The 19609-nt window shown below is 70.0% G+C and carries 21 protein-coding genes; 5 read left to right on the top strand and 16 right to left on the bottom strand.

All coding sequences use genetic code 11. The annotated features are described in order from the left end of the window. Window positions 1-58 precede the first annotated feature (58 nt). The 3 genes from ftsL to mraZ form a co-directional block, all read right to left on the bottom strand. Entirely contained in the window at window positions 59-493 is a 435-nt protein-coding gene (gene ftsL, locus AC0VYP_RS16150) for a cell division protein FtsL (RefSeq protein ID WP_285756852.1), read from the bottom strand. 73 nt (window positions 494-566) lie between these two features. Then, entirely contained in the window at window positions 567-1571 is a 1005-nt protein-coding gene (gene rsmH / locus AC0VYP_RS16155; protein WP_432707395.1) for a 16S rRNA (cytosine(1402)-N(4))-methyltransferase RsmH, read from the bottom strand. A gap of 310 nt (window positions 1572-1881) precedes the next feature. Further along, entirely contained in the window at window positions 1882-2313 is a 432-nt protein-coding gene (gene mraZ / locus AC0VYP_RS16160) for a division/cell wall cluster transcriptional repressor MraZ (protein ID WP_285756853.1), read from the bottom strand. A gap of 324 nt (window positions 2314-2637) precedes the next feature. On the opposite strand from mraZ, the gene AC0VYP_RS16165 reads away from it, so the two are divergent. The 3 genes from AC0VYP_RS16165 (at window position 2638) to AC0VYP_RS16175 (ending at window position 7304) form a co-directional block, all read left to right on the top strand. Further along, window positions 2638-3630 (top strand): AAA family ATPase, encoded by a 993-nt coding sequence (locus AC0VYP_RS16165; protein ID WP_475470507.1) that lies wholly within the window; start codon window positions 2638-2640, stop codon window positions 3628-3630. 129 nt (window positions 3631-3759) lie between these two features. Beyond that, window positions 3760-4980: a DUF58 domain-containing protein gene (locus tag AC0VYP_RS16170; RefSeq protein ID WP_475470509.1), complete on the top strand. Its 1221-nt coding sequence runs from the start codon at window positions 3760-3762 to the stop codon at window positions 4978-4980. A 26-nt stretch (window positions 4981-5006) separates the two neighbouring features. Further along, on the top strand, window positions 5007-7304 hold the full coding sequence (locus tag AC0VYP_RS16175) for a transglutaminase TgpA family protein (RefSeq protein ID WP_475470511.1): 2298 nt from the start codon (window positions 5007-5009) through the stop codon (window positions 7302-7304). 57 nt (window positions 7305-7361) lie between these two features. Here AC0VYP_RS16175 and AC0VYP_RS16180 read toward each other — a convergent pair whose 3' ends face one another. From AC0VYP_RS16180 to AC0VYP_RS16235, 12 genes are all read right to left on the bottom strand, one after another. Then, window positions 7362-7766, bottom strand: coding sequence for a DUF3040 domain-containing protein (locus AC0VYP_RS16180; RefSeq protein ID WP_285756856.1), 405 nt, complete (start codon window positions 7764-7766; stop codon window positions 7362-7364). Window positions 7767-8035: 269 nt separating this feature from the next. Then, the gene (locus AC0VYP_RS16185) at window positions 8036-9307 is read right to left on the bottom strand and encodes a DNA polymerase IV (protein WP_475470512.1); all 1272 of its coding nucleotides are present in this window, start codon (window positions 9305-9307) and stop codon (window positions 8036-8038) included. Between the two features lie 21 nt (window positions 9308-9328). Next, window positions 9329-10105 (bottom strand): methyltransferase domain-containing protein, encoded by a 777-nt coding sequence (locus tag AC0VYP_RS16190; RefSeq protein ID WP_285756858.1) that lies wholly within the window; start codon window positions 10103-10105, stop codon window positions 9329-9331. Window positions 10106-10148: 43 nt separating this feature from the next. Further along, window positions 10149-10562 (bottom strand): transcription antitermination factor NusB, encoded by a 414-nt coding sequence (gene nusB, locus AC0VYP_RS16195; protein WP_475470514.1) that lies wholly within the window; start codon window positions 10560-10562, stop codon window positions 10149-10151. Beyond that, window positions 10562-11125, bottom strand: coding sequence for an elongation factor P (efp, locus tag AC0VYP_RS16200; RefSeq protein WP_475470515.1), 564 nt, complete (start codon window positions 11123-11125; stop codon window positions 10562-10564). The genes nusB and efp overlap by 1 nt, the downstream gene beginning before the upstream one ends. Before the next feature lie 182 nt (window positions 11126-11307). Next, the gene (aroB, locus tag AC0VYP_RS16205; RefSeq protein ID WP_475470517.1) at window positions 11308-12405 is read right to left on the bottom strand and encodes a 3-dehydroquinate synthase; all 1098 of its coding nucleotides are present in this window, start codon (window positions 12403-12405) and stop codon (window positions 11308-11310) included. A 54-nt stretch (window positions 12406-12459) separates the two neighbouring features. Next, complete coding sequence (locus AC0VYP_RS16210; RefSeq protein ID WP_475470519.1) at window positions 12460-12975, bottom strand: shikimate kinase; 516 nt, start codon at window positions 12973-12975, stop codon at window positions 12460-12462. 127 nt (window positions 12976-13102) lie between these two features. Further along, a complete protein-coding gene (gene aroC / locus AC0VYP_RS16215; protein ID WP_475470520.1) occupies window positions 13103-14284 on the bottom strand; it encodes a chorismate synthase in 1182 nt (393 codons plus the stop codon). A 44-nt stretch (window positions 14285-14328) separates the two neighbouring features. Then, complete coding sequence (locus AC0VYP_RS16220; protein ID WP_475470521.1) at window positions 14329-15126, bottom strand: prepilin peptidase; 798 nt, start codon at window positions 15124-15126, stop codon at window positions 14329-14331. A 61-nt stretch (window positions 15127-15187) separates the two neighbouring features. Further along, the gene (locus AC0VYP_RS16225; protein ID WP_475470522.1) at window positions 15188-15874 is read right to left on the bottom strand and encodes a maleylpyruvate isomerase family mycothiol-dependent enzyme; all 687 of its coding nucleotides are present in this window, start codon (window positions 15872-15874) and stop codon (window positions 15188-15190) included. Between the two features lie 12 nt (window positions 15875-15886). Further along, window positions 15887-16612: an SseB family protein gene (locus tag AC0VYP_RS16230; RefSeq protein WP_475470523.1), complete on the bottom strand. Its 726-nt coding sequence runs from the start codon at window positions 16610-16612 to the stop codon at window positions 15887-15889. Window positions 16613-16713: 101 nt separating this feature from the next. Beyond that, the gene (locus AC0VYP_RS16235) at window positions 16714-17175 is read right to left on the bottom strand and encodes a MarR family winged helix-turn-helix transcriptional regulator (RefSeq protein WP_285756867.1); all 462 of its coding nucleotides are present in this window, start codon (window positions 17173-17175) and stop codon (window positions 16714-16716) included. Window positions 17176-17309: 134 nt separating this feature from the next. Here AC0VYP_RS16235 and AC0VYP_RS16240 point away from each other — a divergent pair, with 134 nt between their 5' ends. Beyond that, window positions 17310-17855, top strand: a complete 546-nt coding sequence (locus AC0VYP_RS16240) for a YceI family protein (RefSeq protein WP_475470524.1) — start codon at window positions 17310-17312, stop codon at window positions 17853-17855. A gap of 118 nt (window positions 17856-17973) precedes the next feature. Further along, entirely contained in the window at window positions 17974-18291 is a 318-nt protein-coding gene (locus AC0VYP_RS16245; protein WP_285756869.1) for a DUF2470 domain-containing protein, read from the top strand. A gap of 46 nt (window positions 18292-18337) precedes the next feature. On the opposite strand, the gene AC0VYP_RS16250 is transcribed toward AC0VYP_RS16245, so the two are convergent. After that, window positions 18338-19531 carry a CaiB/BaiF CoA transferase family protein gene (locus AC0VYP_RS16250; RefSeq protein ID WP_475470527.1) on the bottom strand — a complete coding sequence of 398 codons (1194 nt, stop codon included), beginning with the start codon at window positions 19529-19531 and terminating at the stop codon, window positions 18338-18340. Window positions 19532-19609 lie beyond the last annotated feature (78 nt).

Below are 19609 nucleotides of genomic sequence, written 5' to 3' on the forward strand. Positions count from 1 at the left end.
TTCTTCTCCCGATCGTCGGCACCGCCCGCCACGGGCACGGGTCTGTGTCCGGGGCCGGTCACGGGGCCTCACGCCCGCCGGTCAGCACCTGCGCCGATTCGCCCTCGACCTCGATGAAGCGCGGGGCCTCGCCGGGCTCCATGCCGAGCTCCTCGGCGGCATCGGCGATGGCCTCGGACGTCTCGGAGTGCAGGTTCGCTTCGCGCAACGCCTGTTCCTGCTGGGCCAGGGTGCGGTTCTCCTGTTGCAGGCGGCTGATCTCGAAGGTGTCCTCTGCGAGGACCGTGCGCAGTACGAGCAGGCACACCAGCGCGCCACCGAGCAGGCCCAGGACGAGCAGCACGAAGGGCATGCGGGGCGGCCGTGCCGAGGGCCGCTGGGCCGCCGCACCACGCTGGGTGGGCACGGTCGTGGGCCGGGGCGGGGACGCGGGCCGGGTACGGGGCTTGGTGGCCGTGCCGCTGCGGATGGTGCGGTCCTCGGTGATACTCATGCGGCCTCCCGAACGCCGTCGAAGCCCCCGTGGTCTGCTCCCGGGGACATGCTCTTCGCTACGGAGCCGCCCATCACGGCTCCCGGATCCTCTCGGCGGCCCGGAAGCGGGCCGACGCGGCACGGGGGTTGCGCTCGTTCTCGTGTTCCGAGGGCTGTTCGGAACCGCGGGTGAGCAACCGGAGTTCGGGCTGCCGGTCGGGCAGCGGCACCGGTAGGTCCTGGGGGGTGGTGTCGGTGCTCAACGCGGCCAGGGCACGCTTGGTGAGCCGGTCCTCCAGGGAGTGGTAGGACAGCACCGCGATGCGCCCTCCGAGGGCGAGACGCCCGATTGCCGCAGGAAGCGTCCGTTCCAGGATGGTGAGCTCGGCGTTGACCTCGATGCGAAGCGCCTGGAAGGTGCGCTTTGCAGGGTTTCCGCCCGTGCGTCGGGTCGCGGCCGGGATGGCGTCGCGCACCAGTTCGGCGAGGGCGCGCGTGGAGTCGAGGCGCGCCTTGGTCCGCTCGCGCACGATGGCCGCGGCGACCCGCGAGGCGAAGCGCTCTTCTCCGTAGACCTTGAGGATGCGGGAGAGCTCTCCCGCGGAGTAGGTGTTGACCACCTCGGCAGCCGTTCTGGGCTGTGTGCGGTCCATCCGCATGTCCAGCGGGGCGTCGTAGGAGTAGGCGAAGCCCCGGTCGGCCTCGTCGAGTTGCGGGGAGGACACGCCGAGGTCCAACAGCACGCCGTGGACGCGGTCGATGCCGAGGCCGTCCAGTGCGCTCGGGATGTCGGAATAGATCGCGTGGACGAGATCGATCCGATCGGCAAAGGGGGCGAGACGCTGGGCGCTGCGCTCCAACGCGGTGGTGTCGCGGTCCACGCCCACCAGGCGCAGCCCGGGGTGGGCACAAAGAAGCGCCTCGGAGTGGCCGCCGAGACCGAGTGTGCCGTCCACGACGACGGCTCCGGGTTCGGACAGCGCCGGGGCGAGAACCTCCAGGACACGGTCCAGCATCACCGGGACGTGGGCCGGTCGGGGGTCGGTGGGGTCACCCGGACGCGGCCGTTCGCTCTGCTTCGCCACGTCGTCACCCATCAGCACTTCCATCCCCCTCGCCGTCCGCAGCCGCTCATACGGTGCGGTCCGGTCTCACATCCCCGTGCGCCTGTTCGGCGCATTGCCGCCACGAATCAACCGTTGGGCCGGTTCGGGCCCGCGAACGCCGATGTCACCGCGGTTGTCTCTCGCGGCCGTCACCTGACGCCGGGGAAGATGCCTCAGCTGACCTGGATCGTTCTCGTTCGCGGGCTCGGACCGGGCAAGGATCGACGGTCGTGACCCCGTCTGTCTATCGACCCGCGTCGCCGGTTCGGTTGGCCGAAACCTGCGCGACGGTGCCGTGGAGTCACAGCACCCCCGGCAACACCTCCTCCGACAGATCCGCGAATACCTCTTCCTGTTCGGCCTCGTAACGGGCCCAGGCCTGCGCGTCCCAGATCTCCAGGCGCGTGTTGGCCCCGATGACCACGCAGTCCCGGTCCAACCCCGCATAGGAGCGCAGGGTGCCGGGGACGGTGACCCGGCCCTGTTTGTCGGGCCGTTCATCGGACGCACTGGCGAAAAAGACGCGACTGTAGTCGCGCACTGCTTTGGCGGTGACGGGAGCTGATCGAAGGGCTTCGGTGATGCGCTCGAATTCGCGCACCGGAAAGGCGTAGAGGCAGCGCTCTTGGCCTTTCGTGACCACCAGTCCCCCCGACAGTTCGTCGCGGTACTTCGCCGGAAGGAACAAGCGTCCCTTCTCGTCGAGGCGTAGCGAGTGGGTTCCGAGAAACATCGGCCCCACCTCCCCAAGCCTCCGTGGAGCAGTCCCCTCCTCCACGCGGCCCCACTGTACTCCACTCTCCTCCACAGTGAACAGAATCCACGCCCGCCACGACCAGCCATCTCCGACAAAACAGCAGGTCAGGGACGGTGGAGCGGAGTGGGGGGCTGCGCACCTCCCACGGGGTGTCGTGGGACGGGTGCTCCCCGGGCCGCACCGCACCAGCGCGGACCAGGCGCGGCACCGCGCAGGTCAACTTCGTCGTTTTGGTTTGCAAACCACCGCTTTACGCCTAGCCTCGTTTTCGATCAGGGCAGACGCTGCGAGAGGGGACACGTGTCACTTGACACGCGGTTGAACAGCCACGACGAAGGGGGCGTGGGCGGCGTCGCCGGTGTCCTGGCCACCGCCGAGAAGGTCCGCTCCGCCGTGGAGTCGGTCATCGAGGGCAAATCGGAGACGGTGCGCATCGCACTGACCGTGCTCCTTGCCGAGGGGCACCTGCTGATCGAGGACGTCCCCGGCGTCGGCAAGACCATGCTGGCCAAGGCACTGGGCCGCTCCGTCAACTGCCAGGTGAACAGGGTGCAGTTCACCCCCGACCTCCTGCCGAGCGACATCACCGGTGTGAGCGTCTACCACCAGGAACTGCACGAGTTCCAGTTCCAGCCCGGACCGGTCTTCGCCCATATCGTGCTCGGCGACGAGATCAACCGCGCCTCGCCCAAGACGCAGTCGGCACTGCTGGAGTGCATGGAGGAGGGACAGGTCAGCGTCAACGGGGTGACCCGGTCCCTGGAACGCCCGTTCATGGTCGTCGCCACGCAGAACCCAGGGGACATGGAGGGCACCTATCCCCTGCCCGAGGCCCAGCGCGACCGGTTCATGGCCCGCATCGCCGTGGGCTACCCCTCCGCCCAGGCGGAACTGGACATGATCGACAGCCACAGTTCCCAGTCCCCGCTGGAGAGCATCCGGCCGGCGGCCAGTACCCACGACGTCCAGGCGATGATCGCGGAGGTGCGCTCCATCCACGTCTCCCCCGCCGTCAAGCGTTACGTGGTGGATCTGGTGGCGGCCACCCGAACCTCCTCCGCACTGCGGCTGGGAGCCTCCCCGCGTGCCACCCTGCACCTGGTCCGCGCGGCCCGGGCCTACGCCGCCCTGGACAACCGCGGCCACGTCCTTCCCGACGACGTTCAGGCCCTGGCCGTCCCCGTCCTCGCTCACCGGCTGCTCCCCAGCCCGGAAGCCCAACAACAACAGAGGCTGCCGGAACAGGTCGTCAGCGACCTCGTCTCCCGGTTGCCGGTCCCCGATCGCCGGTAGTACCGCGGCAGCGGGGCGTCTGCGCCCCGCAGCCGCGCCGCCCTCTGGCGCCGCCCACCCACCTGGCGAGGACACCGTCGTGCAGCACCTTTGCAGCGTCTGCCCACCCCGGATCACCGAGGTGGACGGATGAACCCCTTTCGTTCCCTCACCGCGCGCGGCCGGATCTTTCTGTGCGTGGGGCTGGTCATCGTCGTGGGCGCGCTCGCCGTCGGGGAGCGCGACCTGCTGCGTATCGGGGTATTCGTGGTTCTGCTGCCGGTGGTGTGCGCACTGGTGATGGTCAGGGTTCCGCGCGGTGTCACCCACACCAGGGAGTTGTCGCCGGCGCGGATACCGGTGGGCGGCGACTGCCGGGTGGCGCTGACCGTGGTCAACACGGGAAGGACGACGTCCCCTGGAAGCGTCCTGGTCGAGGACCGTCTTCCCTACGCTCTGGGTGATCCGCCCCGGTTCGCTCTCGGGCGGCTGCGGCCGGGCGAGCGGCGGACCGTCACCTACCGGTTGCGTTCGCACATGCGCGGTCGCTATCCCGTCGGCCCACTCACCCTGCACTTCGTCAACCCCCTTGGGTGCGCCCGCTTCACCCGTGAGGTGGGGACGGGGGCAACCCTGCTGGTCACCCCCGCCGTGGTGGACCTGGCGGGGGCGGTTCCGCGCGGGGACAGCGCCGAGAGCGGGGAGAGCCGGTTGCGCGTCTCCGCCAGTGCGGGCGACGACGACGCCGTACCGCGCGCGTACCGGCACGGTGACGGAATGCGCCGGGTGCACTGGCGCTCCACCGCGCGAAGGGGACAGCTGATGGTTCGACGCGAGGAGCAGCAGTGGCGCGACCACAGTTCGATCCTGTTGGACGTCCGATCCGTGGCCCACGCAGGCCAGGGAACGGACTCTTCGCTGGAGACGGCGATCACCCTGGCCGCGTCCATCGCGGTGCACCTGTTGAAACGGGGGCAGGAACTGCGGTTCATGGCCGGAAAGACCGAGATCAGCCCGCTTCACCGCGGCGACCAGGTACTGGACGCACTGGCGGTCCTCCAGACCGAACCGGGGACCTCGCTCAAGGAAGGGACCGCCCTGGTGGGTCAGTCCACGATCAGTGGACGCGGTCTGCTGGTGGCCGTGGTGGGAGCACTGCGTACCGACGAGGCGCGCACCCTGGCCGCCTGCCACGGCGAACGGGGCAACGGTCGGGTGGTGGTGTTCACCCCGGGGGCCGCCTGGGCCGCACCCGAGGCGGCGGACCGCGCCCGGGAGCACCTCGTCCAGGCGGGATGGCGGGTCCTGGAACCGAGTTCCGCCGATGAACTGGGCGCGCTGTGGAGCGGCCTTGCCGCTGGTGTCCGATGAGGCGGCACGGCGGTTTCAAACCGCGCGTGGCACTGCCCCTGGCAGCCATGGTCACCACACTGTGCGCGTTCTCAATGCTCGATCCGGTTTTCGCCACATCCGGCTGGTGGTACGGGTCTGCCCTGGCCGTGCTGGTCGTGACCGGCATCGGCGTCGCCCTGAGCTGGTCGAGGGTGCCCGCGATACTGGTGCCACTGGCCCAGATCGTGGGGGTGGCGTGCACGGTGACCGCCGTCTACGCGCCCGAATCCGCGATCCTCGGTTTCCTCCCCACTGCGGCTTCCTTCTCCGCCCTGAGCGACCTGATCGCCCTGGGCTTCGGCGACATCCGGATGAACATCAGTCCCGTCCCTGTTTCGGCGGGACTGCTCGTCGTGATGACTGCGAGCCTGGGCGGCCTGGGCGTGCTCGTCCATCTGGTGGCGGTGCAGCTGCGCCTGGCCGGTCTCGCCGGAATGGCGCTCCTGGCACTGGTGTTCGTCCCTCTCACCGTGCACCACGAGGGAGTCACCTGGAGCGCGTTCGCGCTGACCGCGCTGGGATTTCTGCTGCTGCTGGCGGTGGAAGGCTCCGAGCGTTCCGCCGGATGGGGGCTGCGCGTCCCGCCTTCGGCCGAGGCGAAGAACACGTGGGCGAGCCGCACCGGCTCCTACCTGCGCCAGCTTCTCACCACCGCGCACATCGCCGTTGTCGCTGTGGTCCTGGCACTGCTGGTGCCCTTGGCGGTCCCCGGGATGGTCAACGACGCGGTGTTCGCTCTGGCCAGCGGGGCGCGCGACGGAGGGCAGACGGTGACGACGGTGAATCCGCTGGCCAGTCTGCGCCGCGACATCACCTCGCTGGGCGATCGGCGGATCCTGGAGTACCGGACCAGCCAGAGTCGGCCCGACTACCTGCGCATGCACGTCCTGGACACCTTCGACGGGGAGAACTGGACGATGTCGCCGGTCGAGGCGTCCCAGCGCAACCGGGTCGACGACCAGGACCTCCCCGAACCGGACGGGTTCGTCACCCCCGCCCCCGATCAGTTGGCCACGACCCAGGTCACGGTGAGCTCCGGGACCCAACGCATGGATTTCCTCCCCCTGCCCTACCCCACCCGCAACCTGGCGATCTCCGGTGACTGGTTCACCGACCCGGAGACCCTGATGGTGTTCTCCCCCCGCGGCGAGGCCAGAGGACTCACCTATGAGGCGGTCAGCGCCGCGCCCGAACCGAGCAGCGCCGCACTCGCCCGCACCAGCGCTACCGGGGCCCGCACCGTGGATTCGCGCTACCTGGATCTCCCCGACGGCGTCAACCCTCGGGTGAGGGAACTCGCGGAATCCATCACCGGTGATGCCAGTAGCACCCACGCGCGCGCGGTAGCCCTGCAGAACTGGTTCACCTCCGGGGACCGGTTCGACTACGACCTGAGCCCGGAACCGGTGCCCGAAGGCGCGGACCCGCTGGCGCACTTCCTCTTCGAGGACCGGGTCGGCTACTGCCAGCAGTTCTCAGCGGCGATGGCAGTCATGGCACGCCAACTGGGCATTCCCGCCAGGGTCGCCGTGGGGTACACCTCCGGGACCTCGGTCTCCGCCGACCGCTGGATCGTGACCGAGCGCAACGCCCACGCCTGGCCGGAGCTGTACTTCGAAGGCGCCGGATGGCTGCGGTTCGAGCCGACGCCGTCCTCGACCGATGCCCAGCCCAGTGCCACCGTCCCCGGCTACGCCTACCCGGCGGAACCCGACACCTCCTCGCCCGAGGGCCCGGGGTCGGCGGCACAGCCCGAGGACAGCGAGGGCGCGGGGACCGACAGCGAGTCCGGCGAGACCTCGGCACCCGTGCCCGGCGGCAACCTGGCCGACGACTTCGGGGGCGGCACAGTGGTGGAGGAGTCCTTCCCCTGGACCGGCGTACTGATCGGTATCGGAGCGGTCGCGGCGCTGTTGCTGCTGCCCGCGCTGATCCGCGGTGCGGTGCGACGGGTCCGCTGGGGCAGGGCCCGCGATGCGCTGGGGCGCTCACGTGCGGCATGGCTGGAACTGCGCGACGACCTCGTGGACCTGGGGGTGGAGTGGCGTCCTGCGGAGAGTCCGCGCGGGCTGGGCCGGCGTCTGGAAAACGAGTACCGGCTGGGTTCACACGCCAAGGAGTCCCTGCGTCGGATCGTGGCTGCCGAGGAGGCCGCACGATATGCGCCGGACCCGCTGGAAGGCCGGGGGCTGGGGAGCGACGGTCGCACGGTCCGGCTCGCCCTGGGGGCGCTGCAGTCCACCCGAGCCCGAATCACGGCGGTGCTGTTGCCCCGATCGCTCTACACCTCACGCCGGTTCTGACCCGGGCTCCCCTCCGCACGGGCAAGGGACACGGGTCAGAACCGGCGAGGAGCGCTGTTACTCGCCCTCTTGCCGGCGACGCCAGCGCTCCTCGAAGCGGTTCATCATTCCAGGGCGCTGTTGCCGACGCTGCTTGGGCTGGGCCGCCTGCTCGCCCTCGGCCCCGGACGTCCCGCCTGCGGCACCGCGAAGCCCGGAGAGACCCCAGAGCACCGACGCCAGCATGACGATGAAGCCCACGATGCTGACACCGACGGTCCACGGCTGCTCCGAGGCGGTGATCAAACCGCCGAGGAGCAAAAAGATGCCCAGCACGAAGCCGATCGATGCTTTGATGATCCGGCGCTTGTAGTGGACCTGCGGGTTCGTCTGACGAACGGTGTTCGCGAACTTCGGGTCCTCGGCATACAGCGCCCGCTCGATCTGTTCGAGCATGCGCTGCTCGTGTTCAGAGAGCGGCACGACGCCTCCCAAAAACAGTCCCCGGTTGGGGCGACGGGTACTGAACAACGGTCTGATGGCCAGTGATATGCCCAGAATACGGGGACTTAGCGCCCGGTGAAAAGAAAAGATGTGCGCGTAGGTGACCCACATGAGTCACATTACCCTCGACCTCTGTCGGTTTCACGGGTTCCCACATCCCTCTTTCTCCCCCAGATCAGGGGAATCGCTGTACGGCCGGGGGTGTCCCCCCTGAGTAGAACGTGCCGCGAGGCGGCAAAGTTGCCGGATCATCCTTTGTCTTCCTCCCGAGCCGCAAGGACGGCCGGACCGATCATGTTGGCCCCGAACTTCCGGGCCACGGCGTCCATGACCTGCTCAGCGGCTCGCCAGTCACTGTCGGGCTCATCGAACGCGAGCTGGCGGTGCACCCGCTCTTGTGCTTCCAGTCCTTCGACCCGTACTCCCACGAGTCTCAGTGGTACCCCGTGCAGTCCGGAGGCTGCGTAGAGTTCACGGGCCGCCGCGAACACTTCCCTGGCGACATCGGTGTGTTCGGTGAGCGTGCGCGAGCGGGTGATGGTGCTGAAGTCGCCGCGGCGCAGTTTGACCACCACCGTGCGGCCCACCTGTCGGCTCTCCCGCAGGCGGCGCGCCACCTTCTCGACCAGTCTCAGCAGTTCGCGGTGGATGACCTCGGTGTCGAAGACGTCGGTATCGAAGGTCTCCTCGGCACCGATGCTCTTGTCCACGCTCTGGGGGCTGACCGGGCGGGGGTCGCGTCCCCACGACAGCTCCGCCAGGTGGGTGCCGAGCGCCTGGCCGAGTTCGTGGCGCAACATCTCGGGCGGGGTACGCGCGACGTCTCCCACCGTGCGCAGTCCCAGGCGTTTGAGGGTCTGCTCGGTCTTCTCCCCGACCCCCCACAGCGCACCGACCGGCAGCGGGTGCACAAAGGCGGTGACATGCGCGGTGGGAATCAACAGCAGTCCGTCGGGTTTGCAACGGGTGGAGGCGAGCTTGGCGACGAACTTGGTCGCCGCGACCCCCACCGAACAGGTCAGGCCCTGCTCCGCGCGGACTCTGGAACGGATGAGTTCGGCCACGCGCACCGGACCGCCGAGCCTGCGCCGGGCTCCGGCCACGTCGAGGAACGCCTCGTCCACCGACAGGGGCTCGATCTCGGGAGTGACCGAACGCAGGATGTCCATGACCGCCGCCGAAACCCTGCGGTAGGCGGCACCGTCCGGGGGGAACACCACGGCGTCCCGGCACAGCCGAAGCGCACGTGACATGGGCATCGCGGAGTGGACTCCGTACTCCCTGGCCTGGTAGTTGGCCGCCGAGACCACTCCGCGCGGACCGGTACCGCCGACGATGACCGGACGGCCCTCGGTCTCGGGGTGACGCAGCTGCTCGACCCCGGTGAAGAAGGCGTCCATGTCGATGTGCAGGATCGAACAGTCGTCGTCATCGGGAACGCCGCTGTCCAGCGGGACGATCCCCTGCTCGGTCACCATGCCGCGCACGGCCCTGCCGCGTTCGAGTTGGCGCCGACTCATCTGGGTCCGCCGTTCGTGGAGCTATGCGGGACGCCGGGCCAGCAGGTGCAGCTGGGTGGCGATACCGGAGAGACCGGGGTGGTCGGAGGCCGCGCGCTCCAGAGCCATCAGGGCTTCAGGAGTCTGGGCATCCTCGAAGACCCGCCCGGGGAGGAGGTCGGCCAGTACCCGGACCCCGCGCAGCCGGACATCGACCAGCCCTGCCTCGTGGGCGAGGGCGACGAGTCGTTCGGCGGTGAAGCGGCGCGGCATCGGATCGGCGGTCCCCCAGCGCCCGTCGGTGGACTCAAGGAGGTGCAGGGCGTCGTCGAGGTGACCGGCCAGGGCCCGGTGCAAGACCGCCGCCACGGCGTTGGCCGCGACCAGACTGACCGCACCCTCCGGCCTGGTCACCGACACCACGTCGCGCAGCGCGGCAGCGGGGTCCTCGACGTACTCCAGGACGTTGTGCATCAGGACCAGGTGGGCGCGCCCCTCGGGCAGGAGGTCGGCCAGGTCCCGGGTCTCCCCCTGGATGGCGCGCACCCGCACGCCCGCTTCGGCGGCGCGGCGCTCCAACGCGGCCAGGGAGTCCGGACTGGGCTCCACGACGGTCACCTGGTGGCCGAGTTTCGCCAAAGGAACCGCGGAGCCGCCCGTGCCACCGCCCGCGTCCACGATCTCCAACGGGCCACCTGCCCGCGCGCTCGCGGCAGACAGTTCGGCGTCGAGTACTTCCCACACCACTGCGGTACGCGCCAGGCTGGCTGCGCGGTGGGATCCTGTGGTGGGGAATGCGGCGCCGGCTCTGTCTGTCACGAGCGAGTCCTTTCCTGACCGCGCGCCCTTGCGCGGGGTGACGCTAAAGCGTGAGCGACGGCTTGTTCTCCATCAGCCGGGAGAGCAGACCGTTGATGAAGGTCGGGGATTCGTCGGTGGAGAGTTCCTTGGCAACCGCGACCGCCTCGGCGATCGCGACCCCGTCGGGGATGTCCTCTGCCCACAGCAGCTCGTAGGCACCCATCCGCAGGATGTTGCGGTTGACCACCGGCATACGCTCCAGCGTCCAGCCGATGGCGTAGGTGTCGAGCAGCTCGTCGATGCGACCGCGGCGGTGGTCCACCGCCGCGGCGAGCTGCTCGGTGAACTCGTTGATCGGAGGCTCGGGCTGGGAACGCCGCCGCTGGATCACCCGCTCCACGGTGACCCCGCGGAGTTCGGCTTCGTAGAGTACTTCCACGGCGCGGCGGCGCGCCTTGCGTCGTGCTCCACTCATTAGTTGACGCGGCCGAGGTAGTCGCCGGAACGGGTGTTGACCTTGACCTTCTCGCCGGTGCTGATGAACAGCGGCACCTGGATGACGGCGCCGGTTTCCAGGGTCGCGGGCTTGGTACCGCCGGTGGAGCGGTCGCCCTGCAGGCCGGGATCGGTCTGGGAGATGGTGAGCTCGACGGAGGCGGGCAGCTCGATGTAGAGCGGGTTGCCCTCGTTGATGGCGACGACCGCGGTTGCGCTCTCCAGCAGGTAGTCGGCGTTCTTGCCGACGACCTCGCGCGAAATGAAGAGCTGATCGTAGGTGTCGGTGTCCATGAAGACGTAGGACTCGCCGTCGGCGTAGAGGTACTGCATCTCGCGGCGGTTGACGTTGGCGATCTCCACCTTGATACCGGCGTTGAAGGTCTTGTTGACGACCTTGCCGGAAGTGATGTTCTTCAGCTTGGTGCGCACGAACGCACCGCCCTTGCCCGGCTTGACGTGCTGAAATTCCACCACGCTCCAGAGCTCTCCGCCGTCGAGCCTCAGGGTGATGCCATTTTTCAGGTCGTTCGTGGTAGCCACTTCGGTCGTCTCTCCCAGCCGTCAGGCGAAAAGTCGTTGATCAAACATGCCCCGGCGGGCCTGGGCCCTCTGGGCACCGCGGCGCACGCGGACAAGAGCATCGAGGTTCCGGCGCGCCCGTCTCGCTCCGCGAAACCGGGCCGGCCCCTGGCCGATGACCGGAACTGCTCACTAGAAGGAGTCTAGTGGGTGTTGGATGCGGTGCCGCTCACCGCCCGGTAGGCGCCGTCCAGCAGGTCGGGGTCCGGGGCGGCCAGAATCGCGGGCTTGGCCAGGCCGTTCAGGACGACGAACCTCAGAGTGGCGCCCCGGGTCTTCTTGTCCACCCGCATGGTGTCGCGCAGCCCGGGCCACGCCTCTGCCGGGTAGTGCACGGGCAGCCCCACCGACGTGAGGATCTCGGCGTGCCGCCGCGCGGTGGCGTCGTCGATGCGACCGTCCAGACGGGCGAGTTCGGCCGCGAAGGCCATGCCGATGGAGACGGCGTAGCCGTGCCGGAAGGTGTAGTTCTCGGCGCGTTCGATCGCATGGCCCAGCGTGTGGCCGTAGTTGAGGATCTCGCGCTGACCGTCCTCGCGCAGATCGGCGGAGACGACGTCGGCCTTGACCGCGATGGCGCGTTCGATGAGCGTGCGGGTGTGGCGCCCCTCGGGACGGACCGCCCCTTCGGGGTCGGCTTCGACCAGGTCCAGGATGACCGGGTCGGCGATGAACCCGGCCTTGACGATCTCGGCGAGTCCGCCGATGTAGTCGGCGCGGGGCAGCGAAGGCAGCGTGCCCAGGTCGCACAGCACACCGGCCGGCGGGTGGAAGGCACCGACGAGGTTCTTTCCCTCGGCGGTGTTGATACCGGTCTTGCCCCCGACCGCCGCGTTGACCATCGCCAGCAGGGTGGTGGGGACCAGGACGGCGCGCACGCCGCGCAACCAGCTGGCGGCAAGGAAGCCGGCGAGGTCGGTGGTGGCCCCGCCGCCCACGCCCACGACGACGTCGGTCCGGGTGAAGGCGGCCTTGCCCAGGCTCGCCCACAGCCCGGCCAGCACCGTGGCGTCCTTGGCGGCCTCGCCGTCGGGCACGGGCAGCGGATGGACCTCGTAACCGGCGGAGGCGAGCGCCGCGCACACCGGGCGGGCGACGGGGTCCAGCGACTCGGGGTGGACAACGGCGACCCGGCGGGCGGCCTCGCCCACCAGGCCGGGCAGCTCCCCGAGGACGCCACTGCCCACGACGACGTCGTAGGGGGCGGAGGAGCCTCCGACAGCGATCCGGGTGGCGGTCATCGCGCGTGCACCGACTCTCCTACTCCGCTCGGGTGTACCTGATCGGTTCCCGGCTCAGCCATCGACGCCCACCAGGGTCTCCACGATGTGGTTGACGACCTCATCGGGGTGGTAGCCGCTGGTGGGAACCGTGTGCACGGCGAGGCCCTCGTAGACGGGCAACCGCTCCTCCAGCAGGGATTTGAGCCTGGCCCGCGGGTTGCCCGTCAAAAGCGGCCGGGCCTGGTTCAGGCCGACCCGCTTGGCGGCGTCGGTGAACTCCACCTGAAGGTAGACGACGTGGTGGCCGACGAGGTCGGTCCGGGTGGCGGCGTCGAGGACGGCGCCACCCCCCAGCGCGACGATGCCGGTTCCGGTGCGCAGGGCCTCGACGACGGCTGCGCGCTCCAGTGCACGAAAGGCCGGTTCCCCGTCCTCGATGAAGATGTCGCCGATGGGCTTGCCCGCACGGGCCTCGATCTCGATGTCGGTGTCGGTGAACGCCACGCCGAGCCGCTCGGCCAGCGCCTGGCCGACGGTGGTCTTGCCCGCGCCGGGCGAACCGATCAGGACCGCGCGTGGTCTGCCCATCGGGAAATCTCCTTCTCGTTCACTGCGTCTGCCGGCAGGGGCGCAAGCGCGTTCCCCTGCCCCGCCCCCATCGTGTGGGTGGGCCCTGCACCGTACCGGGCGCCGGGCCCGGCACCGATGCGCCCGACTACCTGATTTCCAGCGAGTCCAGGTAGCCGCGCAAGTTACGGGCGGTCTCGGGTACCGAGTCGCCGCCGAACTTCTCGATGGCGGCCTCGGCTAGGACCAGCGCGACCATCGCCTCCGCGACGACCCCGGCCGCGGGAACGGCCGTCACGTCGCTGCGCTGGTGGTGGGCCTGGGTCGCCTCGCCGGTGACCACGTCGATGGTGTCCAGCGCACGGGGCACGGTCGCGATCGGCTTCATCGCGGCGCGCACCCGCAGGGCGTCACCGGTGCTCATCCCGCCCTCGACACCACCTGCGCGGTTGGTACGGCGGCGCACTCCGTCGGGGCCGGGCTCGATCTCGTCGTGGGCTGCGGAGCCGCGTCGTGCGGCGGTGCGGAAGCCGTCGCCGACCTCCACGCCCTTGATCGCCTGGATGCCCATGAGCGCACCGGCGAGGCGTGCGTCGAGGCGGCGGTCCCAGTGCACATGGCTGCCCAGGCCCGGCGGCAAGCCGTAGGCCAGGACCTCGACGACGCCGCCGAGGGTGTCGCCGGTCTTCTTGGTGTCGTTGACCTCGGCGATCATGCGGACGCTGGTCTCGGCGTCGAAGCAGCGGACCGGATCGGCGTCCACGCGGGCGAGGTCGTCGGGGCCGGGCAGCGGGGAACCGTCGGGGACGTCCACCTCCCCCATGGAGACGACGTGGCTGAGCACCTCCACTCCCAGCGCCTGGCGCAGGAAGCAGCGCGCGACCTCGCCGATGGCGACCCGGGCGGCCGTCTCCCGGGCGCTCGCGCGCTCCAGGATGGGACGGGCCTCGTCGTGGCCGTACTTCTGCATGCCCACGAGGTCGGCGTGTCCGGGGCGCGGACGGGTCAGCGGCGCGTTGCGCGCGATCCCGTCGAGCACCTCGGCGGGCACCGGGTCAGGGGACATGACCTGTTCCCATTTGGGCCACTCGGTGTTGCCGACCTCGATTGCCACGGGGCCGCCCTGGGTGCGGCCGTGCCTGATGCCTCCGATGACGGAGACCTGGTCCTGTTCGAATTTCATGCGGGCGCCCCGGCCGTACCCGGCGCGGCGGCGGAGCAGCGCGGCGGCGATGTCGTCTGAACAGACGGACACACCGGCCGGGAGGCCCTCCAAAATCGCGACGAGTGCCGGTCCGTGGGACTCTCCAGCGGTCAGCCAACGCAACATGCCCTCGATCTTTCCATGTCCTGGTCTCGGGGCTGACATCGGTCTCACGTGGTGAACCAGGGCAGGGGGTCGCCGAGCACGGCGACGGCGAGGGCTCCGGCGATCATGAAGGGCCCGAAGGGAATGGGGGTCTTGCGCCCTGCTCGGCCCAGCGCGATGAGGACGAGGCCCACGGAGGCCGAGAGCAGGAAGGCGGCGAAGGTCCCGCTGAAGACCGCGCCGAGCCCGCCCCACCCCAGGTAGAGGCCGAGCAGACCGGAGAGTTTGACGTCGCCCCACCCCATACCGGCCGGGTAGATGAACCACAGCAGCCAGTAGCAGGCACTCAGCGCCGCCATACCGATCAGCGCGTTGACGGCGTGACCGGGACCGCCGGGCGTGGTGACCGCGGCCAGGGCGAGCAGGGCCAGGGCGATGGGGTAGGCCGGCAGGACCAACGGGTTGGGGAGACGATGGGTGCGCGTGTCGATGACCGCCAGCACCGCGCCCCACAACGCGAGGAAGCAGAAGGCGACGAGCTCGACGGCCGACCAGTCGGGGGCGCGCACGCCGAGTACCGCGAAGGCGACGGCCGTGGTGACCACGACGGTGCTGGGCGCACCGACCCGCTCGCCGTCCGGGCCTCGGCCGGTGGCAACCAGCCGCCACGGCAACGGGGACCAGCGCCGCCAGGCCACGGGCGTCCCCGATCCCGGGTAGGTGGCCGGGGGCGGAGGGGAGTCGTCGGCCGGATCGGGTTCGTAGCGCTGGAACAGCGGAACCACCCGACCGACGGGGAGCGCGAGCGCGCCGCCCAGCACGGCGAGGCCGAGCACGACGAGGATGTCGGGGAGGGAGGGCATGGCGAAACTCTATTCGCCCGGCCGACGCTCTCCCCGCCCAGACCGCGGCGACTGTGGACGGTCAGCCCAGCGCCAGGTCGCGGACCCCGGTCCCGGCCAGCGCCGAACGGCCCGCCTGGCCGGGCAGCGCCCGACCGGTGGCCGCGCGCACGAACGCCAGACCGGTGAGCCCGGTGCCCTCCAGTGCCGAGCGGTCGGCGGTCTCGGCGAACAGTCCACCGACGAGTTCCACCCCGGGGCCGGTGGCCCACGGCCGGCGCCCGAGCGCGTCGGCGAGGTCCAGGCCGTGCACGAGGATCTCCAGGACCCGGGTGACGAGGAAGTCGGTGAGCGTCATCGCGTCCCCGTGGCGTGTACGCACCATCCGGTCGCCGGGGGCCGCACGGAGCAGGGGCCGCAACCGTGCCCGGAGGCGCGCACCGGCCGCGGCGATCAGCGCGGGATCGGCGCGCTCGGCCGCGGCCATCGCGCTCTCCACCCGATCAGCGTTGACCTCCGCGGAGAAACGGACGTCAGGGCGGTAGTACCCGGCTGCGCCGGTCCGGGCACCCGGTGGAGGGGGCGCCGCCTCCAGCACCACCACGACCCTGTCCAACGCACCGACGGTGTGTACAGCGAGCGCGGCCACGTCCCAGGGGGCGCAGCGTGTCGCGCGCCGGTACTCGGTCGGCGTGATCCGGGCGAGCGCGTCGAGAAGGGCGTCGGTCTCCGCGTCGAGGGCGGCGAGCACATCGGTGTGGGTGGCCATGGACGATCAGGATTAGGAGGCGGGGCGGGACCCGGGGTAGTCGCGGCGGGCGCGGACGACCGCGCTCAGCTCCACTCCCCCGGGCAGGACCGGTGCGAGTTCGGTGGCCAGGCGTTCGGCGACGCGGCGGATCGACTCGTCGTCGCGGACGTCGAGTTCGAGGCGGACCCCGATGTCGGCACGCTCGGAGTCGTGGATGCGCACCCGTTCGATGCCGAACTCGGTGTGGGTGATGCGGTAGATGAGCGCGAGGACCTGCGGGTCCTCCTTGGGCTCGGGAACCGTTCCGTGCTCGGCGAGACTGGTGAGGAAACGGCCCTGGACGGCGTAGGTGACCGGGCCGGCGATGTTGACGACGAGCGCGTCGGCACCGTCGTCGAGGGCCGCGCGACAGGCGTCCATCGCGGTGAAGGGAAGCGGGCGGGCGTCCTCCCGCCAGCGTCGGACGGAGTCCACCGAGGTGAAGGCGAGTACGCCCCGACGGCCGTCCTTGCCGACGAGGACGGGCATGGCGACCTCGCTCTTTTTGTCCACGGTGAGGCCGTGGGCACCTTCCCCGACCTCGGTGGCCGCGGCGACCACCGGGATGAGGAGGCGGGAGGCTCCCAGCGCGGCCAGTACCTGGCGCTCCCCCACCGCCCCCTGGGCATAGTCGTCAAGGCGTGTGCGCACAGCGGGGTCGGCGCTCCCGTCGTCATCGCGGAAGTGCTGCGCGCCGATAATGCGTGGTCCCGTCACGAAAGGTGACTCTACTTGTTCCGCTGCGGGCATCGCGGTCGAACCCGTCCCCGTCCCGTGGGCGATGCGCCGCGGCCCACGGGACGGGGACGGGTGAGGGGTCAGGCTCCGGCGCGCAGGCTGGCGGCGAGCGAGCCCATGATCTCGCCGAGTGAGGCGACCTGCTCCGGGCTGAGCTGGTCGAAGAGGCTCGTGCGGACGGTCGCCACGTGTCCGGGGGCGGCCTGGCGCAGGGCAGCGCCGCCCTCGTCGGTGAGCACTGCCCAAGAACCCCTGCGGTCCTCCGCGCAGTTCTCACGACGCACGTAACCGTCGCGTTCCAGGCGCGCCACCTGGTGCGACAGGCGGCTCTTGGAGACGATGACGCTGTCGGCGAGCACGCGCATCCGCAGGCGCTGGCCCTCGGCTTCGGCGAGGTGGACGAGGATTCCGTACTCGACCAGCGTCAGCTTGTCACGGCGTTGCAGGTCTCGATCGAGGCGTTCCTGGAGAAGGGAGTTGACGACGAGAAAGTTGCGCCATGTTTGCTGCTCCTCGACATCCAGCCAATTGACCGTGCTCATGAGGGCAATCGTACTTGCGCTTTCTCGATCTCAGGCTAAACTCTCTTCCCAGCAAGATTCTTTCGGGGACATTGTGGCCGCTTTCGGTCCGACCCCTCGAACAGCACACGTCAAACCACCAACAGGGGGACACCATGGCCGAGAAGCAGCTGAAGCCGGGAATCTGGAAGATCGACGCCGCCCACTCCGAGATCGGCTTCTCGGTGCGGCACATGATGGTCAGCAAGGTGCGCGGCCGGTTCGAGAAGTTCGACGCCACCCTCACCGTCCCCGAGGACCCCGCCCAGGCCTCGGCGACCGCGACCATCGACGCCACCTCCATCAACACCGGCCAGCCCCAGCGCGACGAGCACATCCGCTCCGCCGACTTCTTCCAGGTCGAGACCTACCCGGAGTTCACCTTCGCCTCGACCGGTGTCGCACAGAAGGGTGAGGAATTCGTCCTGACCGGCGACCTCACCATCAAGGGCATCACCAACCCCGTCGAGCTGGTCCTGGAGTTCAACGGCTCGACCCTCGACCCCTACGGCCTCCAGCGCGCCGGCTTCCACGCCGTGACCGAGATCAGCCGCAAGGAGTTCGGCGTGGACATCGAGATGCCCATGGACGGCGGCGGCGTGGTCGTGGGCGACAAGATCAAGATCGAGATCGACGCGGAGTTCACCCTCCAGGAGGGCTGACCGATCCGCCGGCCGCCCCTGCCACGGATGGTCGGGCAGGTACGGCGATAACGTTGGGGGCCGTCGGCGCGCGCCGACGGCCCCCTCGCTCTGTCCGCCCGCCTCCGAAGGGACCACGTTGTCGGCCAACCCGTTCGCACCCGAGGTCGTGCGCGCCGTCATCGCGCACATGAACGACGACCACCCCGAGGACACCCTCCTCATCGTGCGCGCCCTGGGCGGACTGCCCGACGCGACGGCAGCACGGATGACCGGCCTGGACGGCACGGTCGGCGTGTATGCCGGGACCGTTGACGGCGATGAGACCACCGTGCAGATCCCCTGGTCGGAACCCATCACCGAGCGCGCGCAGATCCGAACCGAGGTGGTCGGCCTCTACGAGCAGGCCTGCTCCCGACTGGGCCTGCCCCCTCGGGGCGCGGACGGCGGGCACTGAAGCACCCGATGCGCCGACGGGGTGACGGCCCCGCCGGCGCGTCCGGTCAGGAGCCGGTCCCCAGACCGTCCAACCAGGCGCGGACGCTGTCGTTGTGCTCGCCCAGCCCGGGCGGGGGAAGATGGGTGGCGCGCCCGGCCGCGCCCTCTCCGGGGTGTGCGTCGAAGCGGATGGGCGGACCGGGAAGTTCGATCGGGCCCAGCACCGGGTGCTCCACCCCCACCACCAGCCCCTGCGAACGCGTCTGATCCCATTCGTAGACCTGGTCGATGGTGCGGATCGCACCGCAGGGGATGCCGATCGCGCCGATCCGCGCGAGCCACTCGTCACGGGATCCGGTGGCCAGCACCTCCTCGATGAGGGCGGTCAGCGCGGCGCGGTTGGCGACCCGGTCGGCGTTGCGGGCGAAGCGGGGGTCCTTGGGGTCCAGGCCCAGCACGGAAGCGAACTTGGCCCACTGCGCCTCGCTGGCGACGGCGACCTGCACCATCTCTGAGCCGCAGGCGAAGGCCCCGTAGGGCGAGATGGAGGGGTGGTGGTTGCCGATCGGCTCGGGGACCTGGCCCGCGACCGTCCACCGGGTGCCCTGGAAGGCGTGCACCCCCACGATGGAGGCGAGCAGCGACGTGCGTACCACCCGACCCTTTCCGGTGTGTTCGCGCTCGTAGAGAGCGCTGAGGGTCCCGTATGCGCCGTGCATCCCGGCCAGGAGGTCACCGATCGGCACACCGACCTTGGTCGGTTCGGCGGCGGAGGGGCCGGTGACGCTCATCAGGCCGGCCTCCCCCTGGGCGATCTGGTCGTATCCGGCACGCCCGCCTTCGGGGCCGTCGTGGCCGAATCCGCTGATGGAGCAGACCACGAGTCGGGGGTTGAGCTCGTGCAGGCGCTCCATGGAGAAACCGAGCCGGTCCAGCACTCCCGGACGGAAGTTCTCCACCAGTACGTCGCTGGCCCGTACCAGCCGGGTCAATTGGACCTGTCCGTCCTCGGACTTGAGGTCGAGTTCGATTGATTCCTTGTTGCGGTTGCACGACAGGAAGTAGGTACTGACGGGGGCGTCGTCGGGACCGACGAACGGTGGCCCCCAACCGCGGGTGTCGTCGCCGGTTCCCGGCTGCTCCACCTTGATGACCCGTGCACCCAGGTCGCCCAGCATCATGGCCGCATGCGGCCCGGCCAGTGCCCTGGACAGGTCCAGAACCACGATACCGGCCAGTGGCCCGCCTTCCTCAACCACGTGCACCCTCCCTCTCGACCTCACCCCGGCCGGTTACAGGCGGGATCGACCAGACATTGGCCTAGCCACTGGGCCAAT

The organism is Nocardiopsis sp. iso_186 (assembly GCF_056173365.1).